Annotated in this window: 15 protein-coding genes; 7 read left to right on the forward strand and 8 right to left on the reverse strand. The window is 68.2% G+C overall.

Going from position 1 to position 15,376, the window contains the following annotated elements; genetic code table 11:
* Positions 1-101: 101 nt before the first annotated feature.
* The gene (locus AC1DDH_RS13725) at positions 102-347 is read left to right on the forward strand and encodes a DUF2630 family protein (RefSeq protein WP_223913561.1); all 246 of its coding nucleotides are present in this window, start codon (positions 102-104) and stop codon (positions 345-347) included.
* A gap of 41 nt (positions 348-388) precedes the next feature.
* Positions 389-1,393, forward strand: a complete 1,005-nt coding sequence (locus AC1DDH_RS13730; RefSeq protein WP_476955622.1) for a CapA family protein — start codon at positions 389-391, stop codon at positions 1,391-1,393.
* A gap of 33 nt (positions 1,394-1,426) precedes the next feature.
* Here the strand turns inward: AC1DDH_RS13730 and AC1DDH_RS13735 are convergent, their stop codons facing one another.
* Entirely contained in the window at positions 1,427-2,503 is a 1,077-nt protein-coding gene (locus tag AC1DDH_RS13735; RefSeq protein WP_476955623.1) for an LLM class flavin-dependent oxidoreductase, read from the reverse strand.
* A gap of 253 nt (positions 2,504-2,756) precedes the next feature.
* Here AC1DDH_RS13735 and AC1DDH_RS13740 point away from each other — a divergent pair, with 253 nt between their 5' ends.
* Together AC1DDH_RS13740 and AC1DDH_RS13745 are read left to right on the forward strand one after the other, a co-directional pair.
* Complete coding sequence (locus AC1DDH_RS13740) at positions 2,757-4,139, forward strand: ammonium transporter (RefSeq protein WP_476955624.1); 1,383 nt, start codon at positions 2,757-2,759, stop codon at positions 4,137-4,139.
* A gap of 119 nt (positions 4,140-4,258) precedes the next feature.
* Positions 4,259-5,704, forward strand: coding sequence for a S8 family peptidase (locus AC1DDH_RS13745; RefSeq protein WP_476955625.1), 1,446 nt, complete (start codon positions 4,259-4,261; stop codon positions 5,702-5,704).
* A 101-nt stretch (positions 5,705-5,805) separates the two neighbouring features.
* Here AC1DDH_RS13745 and AC1DDH_RS13750 read toward each other — a convergent pair whose 3' ends face one another.
* Both AC1DDH_RS13750 and AC1DDH_RS13755 read right to left on the reverse strand, forming a co-directional pair.
* Complete coding sequence (locus AC1DDH_RS13750; protein WP_476947924.1) at positions 5,806-6,486, reverse strand: response regulator; 681 nt, start codon at positions 6,484-6,486, stop codon at positions 5,806-5,808.
* Positions 6,479-7,825 (reverse strand): sensor histidine kinase, encoded by a 1,347-nt coding sequence (locus AC1DDH_RS13755; protein WP_476955626.1) that lies wholly within the window; start codon positions 7,823-7,825, stop codon positions 6,479-6,481. Before AC1DDH_RS13755 ends, AC1DDH_RS13750 begins: the two co-directional genes overlap by 8 nt.
* A 113-nt stretch (positions 7,826-7,938) precedes the next feature.
* Between AC1DDH_RS13755 and AC1DDH_RS13760 the strand changes: the two genes are divergently transcribed.
* From AC1DDH_RS13760 to AC1DDH_RS13770, 3 genes are all read left to right on the forward strand, one after another.
* The gene (locus AC1DDH_RS13760) at positions 7,939-9,309 is read left to right on the forward strand and encodes an LssY C-terminal domain-containing protein (RefSeq protein ID WP_476955627.1); all 1,371 of its coding nucleotides are present in this window, start codon (positions 7,939-7,941) and stop codon (positions 9,307-9,309) included.
* A gap of 97 nt (positions 9,310-9,406) precedes the next feature.
* Positions 9,407-9,556, forward strand: a complete 150-nt coding sequence (locus tag AC1DDH_RS13765) for a hypothetical protein (RefSeq protein ID WP_164468554.1) — start codon at positions 9,407-9,409, stop codon at positions 9,554-9,556.
* A gap of 188 nt (positions 9,557-9,744) precedes the next feature.
* Positions 9,745-10,386: an NADPH-dependent F420 reductase gene (locus tag AC1DDH_RS13770; RefSeq protein WP_476955628.1), complete on the forward strand. Its 642-nt coding sequence runs from the start codon at positions 9,745-9,747 to the stop codon at positions 10,384-10,386.
* Between the two features lie 126 nt (positions 10,387-10,512).
* Here the strand turns inward: AC1DDH_RS13770 and AC1DDH_RS13775 are convergent, their stop codons facing one another.
* The 5 genes from AC1DDH_RS13775 to AC1DDH_RS13795 are packed head-to-tail and all read right to left on the reverse strand — an operon-like array spanning position 10,513 to position 15,297.
* Positions 10,513-11,376 (reverse strand): phosphogluconate dehydrogenase C-terminal domain-containing protein, encoded by an 864-nt coding sequence (locus AC1DDH_RS13775; protein ID WP_476955629.1) that lies wholly within the window; start codon positions 11,374-11,376, stop codon positions 10,513-10,515.
* Between the two features lies 1 nt (position 11,377).
* Positions 11,378-12,214 (reverse strand): sugar phosphate isomerase/epimerase family protein, encoded by an 837-nt coding sequence (locus tag AC1DDH_RS13780; protein WP_476857995.1) that lies wholly within the window; start codon positions 12,212-12,214, stop codon positions 11,378-11,380.
* Positions 12,211-13,074, reverse strand: coding sequence for a triose-phosphate isomerase family protein (locus AC1DDH_RS13785; protein WP_476955630.1), 864 nt, complete (start codon positions 13,072-13,074; stop codon positions 12,211-12,213). The genes AC1DDH_RS13780 and AC1DDH_RS13785 overlap by 4 nt, the downstream gene beginning before the upstream one ends.
* Positions 13,058-13,528: a ribose-5-phosphate isomerase gene (locus tag AC1DDH_RS13790; RefSeq protein ID WP_079551080.1), complete on the reverse strand. Its 471-nt coding sequence runs from the start codon at positions 13,526-13,528 to the stop codon at positions 13,058-13,060. The genes AC1DDH_RS13785 and AC1DDH_RS13790 overlap by 17 nt, the downstream gene beginning before the upstream one ends.
* Entirely contained in the window at positions 13,525-15,297 is a 1,773-nt protein-coding gene (locus AC1DDH_RS13795; protein ID WP_476955631.1) for a dihydroxyacetone kinase family protein, read from the reverse strand. Before AC1DDH_RS13795 ends, AC1DDH_RS13790 begins: the two co-directional genes overlap by 4 nt.
* Positions 15,298-15,376: the final 79 nt, after the last annotated feature.

Consider the following 15,376-nt stretch of genomic DNA (forward strand, 5'->3'; position numbering starts at 1 on the left):
GTTCACCGCACCGTGCCCTCCGTAGGCTGGAAGGGGACCTGCTGGAAGTGGACCCTGCGAAGAGAAGACTGCCTGCCGCCGTCGGACGAAAAGAGGACACCATGGACAATCAAGACATCCTGGAGCGCATCAAGGCCCTGGTGGAGGAGGAACACGGCCTCCGCGAAGGCTCAACCCAGTCTGGCGGGACCGGAGGCCCGGACATCCTCCGGCTGCAGCAGGTGGAAGAACAACTGGATCAGTGCTGGGACCTGCTCCGCCAGCGGCGCGCGAAAAAAGACTATGGCGAGAACCCCGACGAGGCGGAAGTGCGGCCGGTCAGCGAGGTCGAAGGCTACCAAAGCTAGCCCCCGGGCCCTGACGTGACAGGCAGGCAGGCAGGCAGTCCATGCTGATCGCGCTGCTGGGAGACGTCATGCTGGGCCGGCTGGTGAACCGGCACCTGGCAGCGGCCAGGCCTGCCTATCCGTGGGGCGACACGCTGGCGGTCCTGAAGCAGGCGGACGTCCGCATCGCCAACCTCGAATGTGTCCTGGCGGCCGGCGGCGAGCCCGAACCCGGCAAGATCTTCCATTTCCGCTCGGACCCGAAGAACGTCGCCAGCCTCCTCGCGGCCGGGATCGACGTCGTCTCGCTCGCCAACAACCACGTCCTGGATTTCGGCCAGGACGCGTTCGGGGAGATGCTGCCGGCGCTGGACGGCTGCGGCATCCTCCATGCCGGGGCCGGCCCCGACCTGGAGGCCGCCCGCCGCCCGGCCGTGTGGCGCGTGGGCGCCGTCGCCGTCGGATTCATTGCCTTCACGGACAACGAGCCCGGCTGGGAGGCGGGCACCGCGGCTCCCGGGGTCTACTACGTCCCGGTGGAGGATGTCCCCGTTGATGACGCCGGCCGGCGCGGCGGGACACGATTGGACGGACTCTTGGAACTGGTCGCCAGGACCAAGGCCCGCGTCCAGGTCCTCATCGTGTCAGCCCATTGGGGCGGCAACTGGGGCCACGACGTCCCGGCCGGGCACCAGGACCTTGCCCGGAACCTCATCGAGGCCGGGGCCGACGTCGTGTTCGGCCACTCGCCGCACATATTTCGCGGCGTCGGCATCCACCGGAACCGTCCCATCATCTTCAGCGCCGGGGACTTCATTGACGACTACGCTGTGGACCCGGTCGAGCGCAATGACCAGTCTTTCGTGTTCATGCTCGACACCGGCGCCGGCGCACCCCGAACGCTTCGGCTGCATCCGACCATCATCGACGGATTCCAGGCGCGCCTGGCCCGCGGATCGGCACCCGGCATTGCCGCCCGGATGCAGCGGCTGAGCGGTCAGCTGGGCACGCTGGGCTACTGGAACGCCTCCGGCCGCTGCCTTGAGATTCCGCTGGACCAAAACTGAATCGCTGTAGTGGGCCAGCCGGCGGGCTGATTGTCAGGCTGGTTGATTGCCGGTCCGGCTGCTTACCAGGGCGGCCGAGACCTCCCTGTTGACGGCGGGCATGATCTCCGTGGCCAGCAGTTCAATCGACCGGGCCGTCTCGGCAAAGGGTAGGCCGCCCAGTCCGATCTGGGCCAGGTATCGCGAGTTCCCCAGAGTCTGGTGGATCTCCAGGAGCTTCTCGGTGATCTGCTGCGGGCTCCCCACCAGCAACCCGCCGCCGGGCTCGGTCCAGGAATCGAAGGTGGATCGGGGGAAGTGGTCTACGGGTCGCGGCATGTTTTGTTCGAAGTAGGCCCGGTAGTAGGGGTAGAACGTGTCGCGCGCCTGCTGTGACGTCGGCGCCGCGTAGAAGTGACCGCCGGCCCCCACCGGCAGCGCGCCGGCATCGTGGCCGGCCTCGGCAGCGCTCTCGCGGTAGAGCTCAACAAGGCGGCGGAAACGGGCCGGCCCTGACAGCAGGGCGATGAAAAGAGGAAGCCCGAGCCTGCCCGCCCGGGAAAAACTCGCCGGAGTGCCACCGACGCCCACCCAGACTGGCAGCTTCGCCTGCACCGGGCGCGGGGCGATGTCCATGTCCGGGATGCTCTGAGTCAGTCTTCCGGCCCACTGCACTGTGGAGTTGTCCGGGGCGTTGTCCCGCAGTTCCAGCAGCAGGCGCAGCTTCTCATCAAACAGGGCGTCGTAGTCGTCGAGCCTGTGGCCGAACAATGGATACGACTCCACGAACGCGCCGCGGCCCGCAATGATCTCGGCCCGGCCGTCGGAGATCAGGTCCAGAGTGGCGAACTGTTCAAAGAGCCGCACGGGGTCCTGGGTGGAGAGCACCGTCACGGCCGTGCCCAGCCGGAGATTGGATGTTTCCCGGGCGATCGCGGCGAGGACGACTTCCGGGGCCGAGAGGGCGAAGTCGCGCCGATGATGCTCCCCCAACCCCAGGAATCCGAGGCCCGCCTGATCGGCCAGCTTGGCGAGTTCGACGATCTCTTTTAGCCGCTGCTGCGGGGACAGCGCGATGCCGGTGCTGCTATCGCGGGTGAGCTCGCCGAAAGTGAAGATACCAAAGTCCATATTTATTGAACATTCAATCATTTGAATTCATTCCTGGCCCACCCGGCAGCATCAAAACCGGCGGGCATATGAGGCCGCGTTTACATTCCTGAAACATGCCGGTCACGCGAACTTCACGCCGTCGCGATTCCCGTAACGTGCCCGCAACTTTTCGCCTCACTGCCGGAAACATGGCTCCGCGAGGATTAAATCCGGATCGGGGGCCGGCGGCGACGTGTCCCGGTACGGAAGACTGACGAGAAGGGACCCGCCGGTGGAGCTCACTGCTGGAAGCGTCTGGATGATTGTGTCGGCAGCGATGGTTCTGCTGATGACCCCGGCCCTGGGCCTGTTTTACGGCGGGATGACCCGGGCCAAGGCCTCGCTCAACATGATGATGATGAGCTTCGTCTCGGTGGGGATCGTCGGCGTGGTGTGGGTCCTCTGGGGCTACTCCATGAGCACCGGGCAAGGTGTCCTCGGCGTGTTCGGCAACCCGTTCGCGAGCTTCGGCCTGAGCAGCCTCATCGGTTCGCCGGACCTGATCAAGGCCGGCTACAGCGCCACTTTTGCCATCCTCACCGTGGCCCTCATCAGCGGCGCCATCGCGGACCGCGCGAAGTTCACCTCCTGGGCCCTCTTCGTCCCCGTCTGGATCACCCTCGTGTACTGCCCCCTGGCCTTCATGGTCTGGGGCGGAGGCCTCATGAGTGCCGGCGGCGCCGTAAGTGCCGTCTTCGGCCAGGTCATCGACTTCGCCGGCGGCACCGTAGTGGAAATCGCGTCCGGAACCGCGGCGCTGGTCCTGGTCCTGATCCTGGGCAACCGGCACGGCTTCGGCAAGGACCCCGGCCACCGCCCCCACAACATCCCCTTCATTATGCTCGGCGCGGGCATCCTGTGGTTCGGCTGGTTCGGCTTCAACGCCGGCGCCGCCACCACAGTGGAGCAGGCCGGCCTGATCTGGGTGAACACCCTGGCCGCCCCTGCCGCAGCCATGATCAGCTGGCTGGTGACCGAGAAGGTCCGCCACGGCCACCACACCTCCTTGGGCGCGGCGTCCGGCGCCGTCGCCGGCCTGGTGGCGATCACGCCGTCGTGCGCCAACATCAGCCCGCTCGCCGCGCTGGGCCTTGGCTTCGTGGCCGGTGCGGCCTGCGCCGTGTTCGTGGACCTGAAATTCAAGTTTGGCTTCGATGACTCGCTCGACGTCGTCGGCGTCCACCTCGGCGGCGGCCTGATCGGCACGCTCGCCCTCGGTTTCATTGCGCTCCCGGTGGACGGTGCCGGCGGCGGGCTGTTCTACGGCGGCGGGCTCCACCAGGTCATCGCGCAGGCCGTGGCCGTCCTCATCACGGTGGCCGTGTCCGGCCTCGGGACCGCGGTGATCGGACTCGCCATCCACAAGACGCTGGGTTTCCGGGTCAGCCGCGAGGACGAACTCGCCGGAGTCGACCGGTCCGAACACGCCGAGACCGCGTATGCCTTTGCCGAGCTCGGTTTCAGCCGGTTCAACCCGTTCGGCCACCACACCGGCGCGGCCCACGCCGCGACGCCTTCCCACGCCGCGACGTCCGCCCACGCGGCCGGCCGGGCACCGGCCGGCCGGGCACCGGAAAATGCCTCCGCGCGCGCAAAGGAAGACAGCCTCGTCTGAGCCGGCCGCTGGGGCCGGCTCAAGTTTTTCCAAAGGGCCCGGGTGTAAGACGCGGTCGGAGGCTTAAGATATGGGCGGGGGGCACTCGAATTAGCGAACTCGCTTAATGGGAGGCCACGATGTTCAGCCAAGCCAGCCGCAAGGCATCAAAACCGAAGCTAACATCGGTGGCGCGGACCCCGCGCAGACACCGGCGCAGCTCCCTTCCCAGACCGGACACATTTTGGTTCGGGCGCGGGCTGGCCTCGCTGGCGGCCTTTGCCCTGGCGGCGGGCGGCGGCCTGGTGGCGGCCGCTCCTTCGAACGCCGCCAACCCGGCACAAAACTACATCGTGGTGCTCAAGGACGGCGTCGTGGACGCCGGAGCGGCGGCGGCCGCCCAGCAAAGCGCCTACGGATTCACGGCATCGAAGGTCTACCGCAACGCTGTGAACGGCTACTCTGCCACCCTGACGGCGGCCCAGGCGCAACGCGTCAAGGCCGACCCCAACGTCGACTTCGTCACGGCAGGCCGGACCTTCCAGCAACCGCGGGATCTTGGAACCGCGGCCACCCAGGAGACGCCGTTTTGGCGCAAGCGGATCGCCGGAACCAGCTCAGACGTCCGGAAGGCCCTCGACCGGGGGCCAAGCCGGATCAACGTCAACGTAGCGGTGATCGACAGCGGCATCGATGCGACCCACCCGGACCTGAACGTCAAGGACGGCGTCGACTGCCAGTCCGGCTCGCCCGTCGATGTGACCCCCGTTGACGTCCTGGGGCACGGGACATTCGTTGCGGGCGTGATCGGCGCCCGGAACAACCGCCTGGGCGTCATCGGGACCGCCCCGGGCACTCCGCTGTGGTCTGTCCGGGTGGTTGACGACAACGGCCTGATCTCCGAGCAGAGCCTGATCTGCGCGATTGACTGGGTGACCTCGACGCGCAAGGACCATGACGACAGCAACGACATCGCCGTGGCCAACATCAGCATCGCCGGCGGCGCCGCGGACACGCCCAACTGCGGCAAGGGCACGGACCCAATGCACTACGCCATCTGCCGCTCGGTCCGGGCCGGTGTCACCTATGCCGTCGCGGCCGGCAACGCCGGTGAGGACTTCGCCAACACAGTGCCGGCCACGTACGACCAAGTACTGACCGCCACCGCCATGGGCGATTTCGACGGAAAGTCTGGCGGGGATGCCGCCCCGATCTGCGGCCCCGACGACTTTTCGAAGTACGGGCAAAAGGATGACCAGCCCGCGTTCTTCTCCAACTTCGCCACCACGAGTGACGACAAGGCCCACACCGTCTCCGGCCCCGGCGTGTGCATGCTCTCCACCTGGCCCGGCGGCTACAACGTAAGCAACGGCACCAGCTTCGCCAGCCCGGCCGTGGCAGGGTCGGTGGCCCTCTGCATCAGCCAGAAGGCCTGCACGGGTTCAGCCGAGCACGTCATGGAGCAGTACCTTGACCTGACAAAGTCGTACTCGAAGCGGCACCACGACTACGGCTTCGGCGGCGATCCCATCCACCCGATCTCGGGGCAGTACTACGGATACCTGACCCAGACGGTGAGCTTCTGACGCTGCGGCGGTGAGGAATCCGGCGGCGCAAGTCGCCGCGCCAGCGGCCCTCGGCGAGTCTCAGCCGGGGGCCCAGCCGGGTTTCGGCCCTGCAGCGGGTTTCAGCCCAGCAGCCGGCGTTCATAGGCGAAGGCCACCAGCTGGAGCCGGGTCCCGAGGCCCAGCTTGCCCAGCACGCTCCTGAGGTGTGTCTTGACTGTCGCCTCGGATACGAACAGGCTTCCGGCGATCTCACCGTTGGCCAGCCCCTTGGCCGCGAGCAGGAAGACATCCCGTTCCCGGACAGACAGCACCTCCAGCGCGGACAGGTCCGGTCCCCCGGCCGGCACGGTCCGGGCGGCATGCTGGAACAAATCCTGCACTGATCCCGGCGCAATCACGGAGTACCCGGAGTACACCGTCCGGATCGCGGCGAGGAGGAACTCCGGTTCGGCGCTCTTGAGCAGGTAGCCGCTGGCCCCGGCGTGCACGGCGTCAACCACCGCCTGGTCCCGATTGAACGTGGTCAGGGCGATGATCTTCGGCGCGCCGGTGCCCGCGGCCTCCGCCTGCCGCACGATCCGCCGTGTGGCGCCGACACCGTCAAGGACCGGCATGCGCAGGTCCATGAGCATCACGTCCGGGCACCGTTCGACGGCGAATGCCGCCGCCTGCGCGCCGTCGCCGGCTTCCCAGGCCATCTCCATGTCCGGCTGGCTCTCCACCAGCATCCGGATTCCCGCCCGGAACAGGGCCTGGTCATCGACAATCGCCACGGTAATGGCCGCCCCGGCATCAGCCACGGTCGCCGGCTTCGGCCAGCGGCATTCCCGGGCGCGCTGCTGGGCTTCCCGCGGGAACCAGGTCCGGCTCCGCGCTGGCGGCGGCAGCGGCAGCGTCGGCGTCGGCCGTCCTTGTGCCGTAGGGGATAAAGACGGTCACCCGGTACTGCTCGCCATCCGGGCCGGACGTCATCCAGCCTCCTGAGAGGTGGGCGCGTTCCCGCATCCCGGCGAGGCCGCGGCCCACCCGCGTTTCGGCGGCGGGGTCCGGGCTGTCCCTGCCTGTGGTCTCCGGGATCCCGGACGCCGCATGCAGGGTCAGCCCCGGGCCGCTCCAGTCCAGGTGCAGCCGCACCGCGGTGCCGCGGCCGCCGTGTTTCAGTGCGTTGGTCAGGCATTCCTGGATGATCCGGAATACGGCGAGCTGCTGCCCGGCGGAAAGCTCGGCGGGTGCGCCGGACTCGCTCTGTTCGATCTCGAGGCTGCCCTGCATGCGCGCCACGAGGGGCCCGACGTCGCTGAGCCGGGGCTGGGGCGTGACCATGCCGTCGTCGTGCACCCCCTCGATGACGCGCTGCGCGTCCACCAGGGCGCTCCGGGCCGACGTCGCAATGTTCTCCAGGGCGTTTAGGACTGCCCTCGGCTGGTCCTTGCTCAGGTAGCGGGTGCCATCCGCCTGCGCCGCGATCACGGCGAGTGAGTGGGCCAGCACGTCGTGCAGGTCCCGGCCGATCCGGGTCCGTTCCTGCTCCACGATCAGGTCCACCTCGGCTTCCCTGAGGCTGGTCTGGGCGATGGTCCTGGCCTGGAACAGGCTGCCGCGTTCCTGATACATCGCCAGCAGAAGTCCGACGGCGGCGCAGGCTGCCGCGATCACCAGCAGCAGCGAAAAGAGTTGCCAGCCGTAGGCTTGAAAGGTCCACCGGTCGCCCATGTACAGCGGAAGGAGCCAGCCGACGCCGTTGCCGTAGCGCCAGGACAGCATCAGGAAGGTCATGGCGCCGGCGAACACCACGTTGGCGGCCGCCGCGATGAAGCGTGTCCTTCGCCGGGCCGTCCATTGGATGAAAGCCAGGGACACGAACGCCCCGAGGTAAATGGCCCAGTGGTTGGCGTGCATCGCGGGAATGGCGTACCCCAGTTGGCCCGCGAGCAGCCCTGCCGTGAATCCGAGCGACGCGTAGGGCTTCCAGGCAGCGCAGGCAATCGCTGCCGTCATGAGGATCAGCGGCCACGTCCCCTCCCAGGTGTGGAGGCCGGGGCCCATCCGCCCGGCCTCGGCCACGCACCGCAGCGTGAAGAAGAGAACGGCCGCCGCGGGGGCGCCCCAATGCCGCAAAACTTTCAGTAGTGGTTCCATGCTGTCACCCTATCCACGGCGGCTGTCACAGGCAGGTCACATCCGGCCGCACTCCACCTTGGGGCCAGAAGATTCATCTTTCGAGCCAGCCCTCCGTCGATAGCGGGCGTAGTATGGCGGCCATGACCAAGGCAGCGGTTGAGGTCACAGCTCCCGCCGAAGCGGTGCCGTACTCCGTGCTGGACAGCGTGTTCTTCGTGGTGGGCGGCGTTGCGGCTGTGTGGCTGACCGCGCTGCTGGTGCAGTTGAGCTTCGAATGGGGCTGGGCGCAGGTCTGGTTCCTCTTCATCTTCTGGGCCCTGCTCGCCTATCTGGTGCTTCCCCGTCTGCACCGGATCCTGACCCGGCTCTACGTTCCGGACTACTTCATCGGCCGGGCGCGCACCAGCGACGGGCTGCTGGGCGATCCCGTGAACATAGCCCTGCTGGGATCGGAACCGCAGATCCATGGCGTGATGCGGTCCGCGGGCTGGACAAGGGCCGATGACGTGACCCTGGCCAGCAGCCGGCGGATCGTCTCTTCCACCCTCCTGCGCCGCAGCTATCTCGAGGCCCCGGTCAGTCCGCTGTTCCTGTTCGGCCGCCAGCAGGATTTTGCCTACCAGCAGGAAGTCGACGGCACCCCGGGCAAACGGCACCACGTCCGCTTCTGGCGTTGCCCGCCCGGCTGGCTGCTGCCGGGCGGGCTGGCCGTCGACTGGTTGGCGGCCGGCACGTATGACCGCAGCGTCGGGCTGTCCCTGTTTACCCTGCAGATCACCCACAAAATCGATGAGAACACCGACGCCGAACGCGACCATGTGGTCGGCGCCATTACCGGGGCCGATCCCGCGGCCGGGCTCAGGGTGATCCGTGATTTTTCCACCGGCTATCACGCGCGCAACGGCGGGGGCGACACCATCACCACCGATGGCAATCTCCCCATCGTCGATCTCAGGCAGACCGTCGCGGAGCCGACCGCTGCGGGCTCGCTTGGGAGCGACACGCCCCCGGGCGAGGGCCGCGCCAGGCGTCCTTCGACCACGATTGTCGGGGCGGTCTTCGTCGGTGCCCGCGCGGCGGCGGCCGCGCTGCTGGCACTGTCCCTGGTGCTCTTCAAGGACGCGCACGTCAGCTCACTGGTGCAGCCCGTAGCCGGCCCGGCGGTCACGGAAGCCCAGGCGGAATTGGCCGTCAGCGCCGCAACGGTGGTTGTCCTGCTCTTTGCCGTGGCCGAGATCCTGCTGGCGTGGTTCGTGTTCCTCGGCCGAAACTGGGCCCGGACGGTGGCCATGGCGCTGAGCACGGCCGCCATCTGCTTCCAGGCCGTCGATGTTTTCCACGGCGGCCCGGACATCACCCTGAAGTCCAATCTCCCCGGCCTGACCCTGGACATCCTGTTGCTTCTGGCGCTCTCCAGCAAGCGGTCCCGCGACTATGCCCTGCGCCCCCGCAAGGAAATCAAACGGGATTCCAGCCGTCCCGGCGGCCGGACGCCCGTCTGAATCCGCAGGATCCAGGGGCCCTTGACAGCTCTCTCGCTGCGGGAGCTAGATGTTCAAATAGCCAGCAATCCACCGCAGGAGCAGCTAAGGAGCGGACATGAGCGACGACTCACAGGCGCCGGAGCGTCACCACAGCGAGACCCCCGCCGAAGGTGATGCAACGGCTGAACCCTTCGACGACCGCGCCCATTCCCAGGACGCGGCAGAAGGCCCGGACACCGACGACGAACCGGGCCCCACGGCCTAGCCTCCCTAGGCGCTAGCCTCTCTACGAGCGAACTCGCCGGAACTCTGCGGGCTCGCCGGAACTTTCCGGCGAGCGGGGAGGCTTCCGGCGATTTGGACTCGCCTGCCCCGACCGGTGTCCTGTCGGTCCCCGGCGCACACAGTCCTGAACCGGCGAAATATCTTCGCTCGCCCGGGTGTTTCTCCGGCATGACAACAATCGGAATCATCGGTGCAGGACACATTGGCGGCCAGATCGCCCGCAAGGCCGTGGAGGTCGGCTACGACGTCGTGATCAGCAACTCGCGCGGGCCGGAAACTCTGGCGGAGCTCGTCGCGGAACTGGGGCCCAGGGCCCGGGCCGCAACGCCGGCCGAGGCGGCCGCAGCCGGCGACTTCGCCGTCGTCACCGTGCCGCTCAGGAGCCTCCCGGACGTCCCCGTGGAACCGCTGGCCGGCAAGATCGTCCTCGACACCAACAACTACTACTGGGAACGCGACGGGCATATCCCGGCCCTGGATGCCGGCGAGGCCACCACGTCCGGCCTGTTGCAGGAGCACCTTCCCCAGTCGAAGGTGGCCAAAGCCTTCAACCACATCATGTACTCCCAGATCACCACGGACGGGACGCCGGCCGGCACCCCGAACCGCCGGGCCCTGGCCACGGCGAGCGATTTCCCGGAGGCGGCTGAGCTGGTGACCAGGCTCTACGACGAATTCGGCTTCGACACCGTCAACATGGGCCCGCTCGCCGAGAGCTGGCGCACGGAACGGGACCGCCCGGCCTACGTGATCCGGCAGAACGCGGCCGAGCTCACAGAGAACCTGGCCAAGGCTCCGCGCACCATCTGACCCGTCCTGCCCCGGGCATCTGACCCGCCCTGGCCCGGGCGCGTGAATTCGCCGGAAGCTTGCGAGGTCGCCGGACTTTTCCGGCGGGCTCGCAGCCTTCCGGCGAATCCGGCCGGGGGTTAGGGGTCAGCGCTGGACGGCGGGCTCGAGCTTGAGCATCTTGGCGATGACGTAGTCGAGCTCGGAGTCGTCGAAGATCTTCTTCCAGTCGTCCTTGATGATGGTGTCCTTGCCATACTGGATGGCGATTTCGCACGCCTCGGAGAACGGGTTGGAGCCGCGCAGGGCGTTGGTCAAGGCGATCTGGACGTGCCCGAACAGCATGGCCTTGGCTGCTTCCTCGGGGACGCCGGCGGTGTGCACGGTTTCGTGCAGGGCTTCCTTGAGCAGGGTCCCGATCATGCAGGCGACGGTCTCCACGAGGGTGGGCTCGAGGATGGCGAGCTGCTTGACGGTGACCCAGTGGACGTCGATCACCGGGGCGTAGATCACCTTGATGGTGGCCTCGGCGGCGGCGCGGGCGGCATCGGTGGCGGCCTCGTCGATCGCGGCAACCACGTTCTGCGGGGCGCCCTGGCCGCCGAAGGTGTCGGCCCATTCTTCCTTGGTGGTGCGCTCGAGGAAGACCGAGGGGTGGCACGGGTGGGCCACGGCCTGGACGACGTCGTCGCGCTTGGCAAGCAGGCCGGCGTAGGCGGCGGCCGGGTCGAGGGTGAGCAGGATGGCGCCGGACTTCATCTGCGGAACCACGCCGTGGGACACGACGCCCAGGACGGTGTCCGGGACCGCGAGGATCACGACGTCGGCGTCCTTGATGGCGTCCTCGGTGGTGCTGATTTCCCGGCCTTCGGCGCGGACGCGGTCCTGGCCTGCCGGCGAGTTTTCGCTGTAGTAGACGGTGTGGGCGCTCTTCTGGAGGTTGGCTGAAACACGCAGCCCCATTTTGCCTCCGGCTCCGATGACGGCCACGGTCAATTGTTCTGCTGACATTTCAGTTACTCCTTAGGAAATCGAGGCTTTGCTGGGTCCACTGCTTTTCGAGGCGGAGGGTCTCTTCTTCGGAGGCCTGCCACGGCAGCCAGTGCTCGATGATCTGGTTGATGTTTCTTTCTTTGGGCTGCAGCTTCCGGGCCATGTAGGCATAGTCCAGGAGGCCTTCGCCGAGGGGAGCGCCGGAATACGTGAACCCGACCCATCCCTCCTTGCGGCTGAACGCAAAGTCTTTGATGTGCATGTTCAGGACATACGGCGCGACGGCGTCAATCACCTCGCGCGGGGATTCCAGCGCCGCCACGGTGTTGGCGGGATCGCTGCAGATGCCCAGGTTCGGGCTGTCCACGCGGGCGATGACCTCCAGGACCCGGGCTGTGGGCACCTGTTCGTAGGTCTCCACGGCGATCTTCACCCCTGCGGCCTCGAATTCGGGCAGGAGACTGGTGAAGATCGCCACGGCCTCGTCCGCGTCCGGGGTGTGGCCCGGGACGTTGAACATGGTCCGCAGCAGCGGCGCGGCCAGGATCCCGGCGATCCGCAGGAACTTCTTCAGATGCTCCGGCCGGATGCCCTTGGTGCCGAGCTCCAGGGAAATCCCCAAGGCATCGGCCGTGGCCCGGACGGCGGCCAGTTCGGCGTCCGTCATGGATTCGAGCGGGGCGTAGTCGCAGATCTGGAAGAGGTCCACGCCCAGGGCCGCGGTATCGGCCAACGCATCCTGGAGGGTCAGCGGCGCGGAGACCTGGTCCGAGAGCTGCCAGAAGAAGGCGTAGCTACTGAGACCGATTCGTGAACCCTGTCCGTTCTCTAAACCCTGCCCGTTCGTGGAGCTCATGGCCGGCCTCCCGCGGTCAGCAGGAGTCCGAATCGGGCGGCAGTTTCGTCCAGGATGGTCTTGAGCGCCTGCGGGTCGTGGGCAAAGCGGCCCAGGAACAGCCCGGCGACGGCGTCGTCGAGCCGGCCGATCAGGCCGGGGCCGGCGCTCCCGCCGTAAATGACCCGGCTCTCGGCCTGGCCGGGAAGGGAACGCAGATGCGCGTCCAGCCCGGTGATGACGGCGCTGATGTACTCCGGGGTGGCCGGTTCGGGGGCACCGATGGCCCACTGCGGTTCGTAGGCCACGATGGTCCGGGCCGCGGGTCCGAGAGACCGCGCCCGGTTGAGGGCGGCGTCGATGTCCGCAGTGCAGTGACGGACAGCCTGCTCCACGGAGCCGGGCTGCAGTTCCCCGACGCAAAGTACCGGCGTGAGGCCGTTGCGGTAGGCGGCGGCGGTCTTGAGGCCGACTGTCCTGTCATCCTCGCCGAAGATTCGGCGCCGCTCGGCGTGGCCCACTTCGGCGTAGCGGCCGCCGAGTTCGGCGACGGTCCGGCCGGAGACCTCGCCGGTGTAGGCGCCCTCGTCTTCCCAGAAGATGTCCTGCGCGCCGGCGCCCGCGCCGGCCACTCCGAGGACCCGGGCTGCCTCGGGCAGCGCGGGCAGGGCCGGCAGGACAAACAGTTCGATCTCGCCGTTCTGCACGGCGGGGTGTGCCAGTGCGACGACGGCGACCTCGCGGCAGTAGTCCAGCGTGCGCTGGTAGCCGAAGTACATTTTCAGGCTGACGCCGATGACGGCTTGCGGCTGCTTTGTACGGGCGGCACGGCCGGCGGCTTCGCCTGTACCGCCTGTGGCGGGGTTAGCAGGAAGTGACACCCTCGTAGTCCTTAATCAGTGTGACCTTCTCGGCCGAGGCGGAGGTTTCGTCGAACGTGTAGGTCAGCCATTCCCGGGCCAACCGGCGGGCCAGTTCCAGGCCGACGACGCGCTGGCCGAACGTGAGGACCTGGGCGTTGTTGCTGAGGATGGCCCGTTCCACCGAGAAGCTGTCGTGCGCCGTGACGGCCCGGACCCCCGGGACCTTGTTGGCGGCGATGGCCACGCCGAGGCCGGTGCCGCACACTAACAGGGCGCGGTCGGCCTCGCCGGAGGCGATGAGTTCGGCGGCCGCGATGGCCACGGAGGGGTACGGGGTGTGGCTGGTGGCGTCGACGCCGACGTCACGGACGGACTCGACGAGCCCGCTGGCTTCCAGGTCTGCCTTCAGGGCTTCCTTGTACTCGAATCCGGCGTCGTCGGCCCCGATGACCAGGCGCAGTTTGGCGCTCATGCGTTCTCCTTGACTGTTTTTCCCTCGACTGTTTCCGCGAGGAGAGTGTTGTGAATTGCTCGGACGATCAGTGCCATGGACACCGCGCCCGCGTCCGGGGTGCCAAGGCTCTTCTCGGCGTGCGGGCGGGCTCGGCCCACGAGCGGCAGGAGCTGGGCGGTGTCTTCTGCGGCCTGCTGCGCAACGGCGGCCGCGGCGCCCCAGGCCTTCGTGAGGGATCCCCCGGCGTCCACGCCGCCGGCGAGGGCGTCGCGGAACGGGACCAGGACGTCCACGAGGGTTTTGTCGCCCGGCGCGGCCTTGCCGAAGTCCATGATGGCGGCCGCGGCGCCGGCGACTCCGGCGGCGACAGCGCCGGCGTCGGGGGCAGCAGTGTTGCCGAGCGCATCCCCGACGGCCCGGAGGGCCATGCCCCACAGTGCGCCGGAGGTGCCGCCTGCTTTGTCGGCCCAAGCGTCGCCGGCAAGGTGGAGGGTGGTGGCTGCGCCGGCTCCGCGGGCGACGGCGGCTGCCGCGGCGTCGACGGCGGCGCGGACGCCGCGCTCCATGCCAATGCCGTGGTCGCCGTCGCCGGCGACCGCGTCGATCCGGCCCAGTTCCTCGGCGTTGGCGTCCACCACGTCCTTCGCGGCTCCCAGCGCGGCCAGGACCCGGACGGCCGTGGCGCGGGATTCGTCGGAGGCATCCGGGATAGCCGCCTCGATCTCGGCGAGGTCGGTGAAGTCCGTGGCTTCCAGGGCCGCCGCCGTGACGGCGCCGCGGCGGAAGGCCGGGGCGTCGGCTTGCGCGTGCCAGAGGGTCTCAAGTTCGTCGTCGAGCCAGAAGAGGGTCAGGGAGGTGCCGGCCATGTCGAAGCTGGTCACCAGCTCACCCACCTGCGGGTCGACGGCTTCCAGTCCGGCCTCGGCCAGGAGCTGGGCGACGCGGCGGTAGACCACGAACAGTTCCTCGTATTTGACGCTGCCCAGGCCGTTGAGGATCGGGACGACGCGCCGTGTCCCGCCGGAAGCCATCCAGCCTTCGACGCCGTCGGGAATTTCGGTGAGGAGTTTCGCGACGAGGAGTTCGGCGAGTTCATCCGCCGTCGGGACGCCTGTTTCGCCGATGCCGGGCTCGCCGTGGATGCCCATCCCGACGGCCATGCGGCCCTCGGGGACGGAGAAGAGCGGGTGGTCCGCGCCCGGCAGGGTGCAGCCGGAGAATGCGACGCCGAAGGAGCGGGTGCGGTGGTTGGCGCGCTCGGCGATCTCGACTGTCTGGTCCATGGTGTACCCGGCCTCGGCGGCGGCGGCGGCGACCTTGAAGACCGTGAGGTCACCGGCGATCCCGCGGCGCTTGGCGTGCTCGGCCGGCGGGGCGGACGAGACGTCGTCGGTGACGGCGATGCTGCGGCAATCGATGCCCTCGGCGCGCAGCCGGGCCTGGGCCTGGTTGAAGTGCAGGACGTCACCGGCGTAGTTGCCGTAGCCCAGGAGGACGCCGCCGCCGTTGCTGGCGGCCTTGGCCACGGTGTAGATCTGCTGGGCGGACGGCGACGCGAACAGGTTGCCCATCGCGGCACCGTGGGCCAGACCCTGGCCCACGAGCCCGGCGAAGGCAGGATAGTGCCCGGAACCGCCGCCGATCACGAGCGCCACGGTGCCCGGGGTGCTCCGGGTGTTGCGGACGACGCCGCCGGAGACACGCCTGACCCAGCGGCTGTGGGAGGCGACAAAGCCCTCGATCATTTCGTCAGCAAAGGCTGCGGGGTCATTGAACAGGCGGGTCATGGGGGTACTCCTGGAAGAGGGAAAGCTGCTTGGTGGGTGCCCGCCGCGGCTGTGTGGCACGCGGCGGGCACCGGATTGT

This window comes from Arthrobacter sp. 10T425 (assembly GCF_056393985.1).

What these genes read in the sequence shown, in the direction of transcription:
- AC1DDH_RS13725 (WP_223913561.1), top strand. Translation starts at nt 102, where the DNA reads ATGGACAATCAAGACATCCTGGAGCGCATCAAGGCCCTGGTGGAGGAG.
- AC1DDH_RS13730 (WP_476955622.1), top strand. Translation starts at nt 389, where the DNA reads ATGCTGATCGCGCTGCTGGGAGACGTCATGCTGGGCCGGCTGGTGAAC.
- AC1DDH_RS13735 (WP_476955623.1), bottom strand. Translation starts at nt 2,503, where the DNA reads ATGGACTTTGGTATCTTCACTTTCGGCGAGCTCACCCGCGATAGCAGC.
- AC1DDH_RS13745 (WP_476955625.1), top strand. Translation starts at nt 4,259, where the DNA reads ATGTTCAGCCAAGCCAGCCGCAAGGCATCAAAACCGAAGCTAACATCG.
- AC1DDH_RS13755 (WP_476955626.1), bottom strand. Translation starts at nt 7,825, where the DNA reads ATGGAACCACTACTGAAAGTTTTGCGGCATTGGGGCGCCCCCGCGGCG.
- AC1DDH_RS13760 (WP_476955627.1), top strand. Translation starts at nt 7,939, where the DNA reads ATGGCGGCCATGACCAAGGCAGCGGTTGAGGTCACAGCTCCCGCCGAA.
- AC1DDH_RS13765 (WP_164468554.1), top strand. Translation starts at nt 9,407, where the DNA reads ATGAGCGACGACTCACAGGCGCCGGAGCGTCACCACAGCGAGACCCCC.
- AC1DDH_RS13770 (WP_476955628.1), top strand. Translation starts at nt 9,745, where the DNA reads ATGACAACAATCGGAATCATCGGTGCAGGACACATTGGCGGCCAGATC.
- AC1DDH_RS13775 (WP_476955629.1), bottom strand. Translation starts at nt 11,376, where the DNA reads ATGTCAGCAGAACAATTGACCGTGGCCGTCATCGGAGCCGGAGGCAAA.
- AC1DDH_RS13780 (WP_476857995.1), bottom strand. Translation starts at nt 12,214, where the DNA reads ATGAGCTCCACGAACGGGCAGGGTTTAGAGAACGGACAGGGTTCACGA.
- AC1DDH_RS13790 (WP_079551080.1), bottom strand. Translation starts at nt 13,528, where the DNA reads ATGAGCGCCAAACTGCGCCTGGTCATCGGGGCCGACGACGCCGGATTC.
- AC1DDH_RS13795 (WP_476955631.1), bottom strand. Translation starts at nt 15,297, where the DNA reads ATGACCCGCCTGTTCAATGACCCCGCAGCCTTTGCTGACGAAATGATC.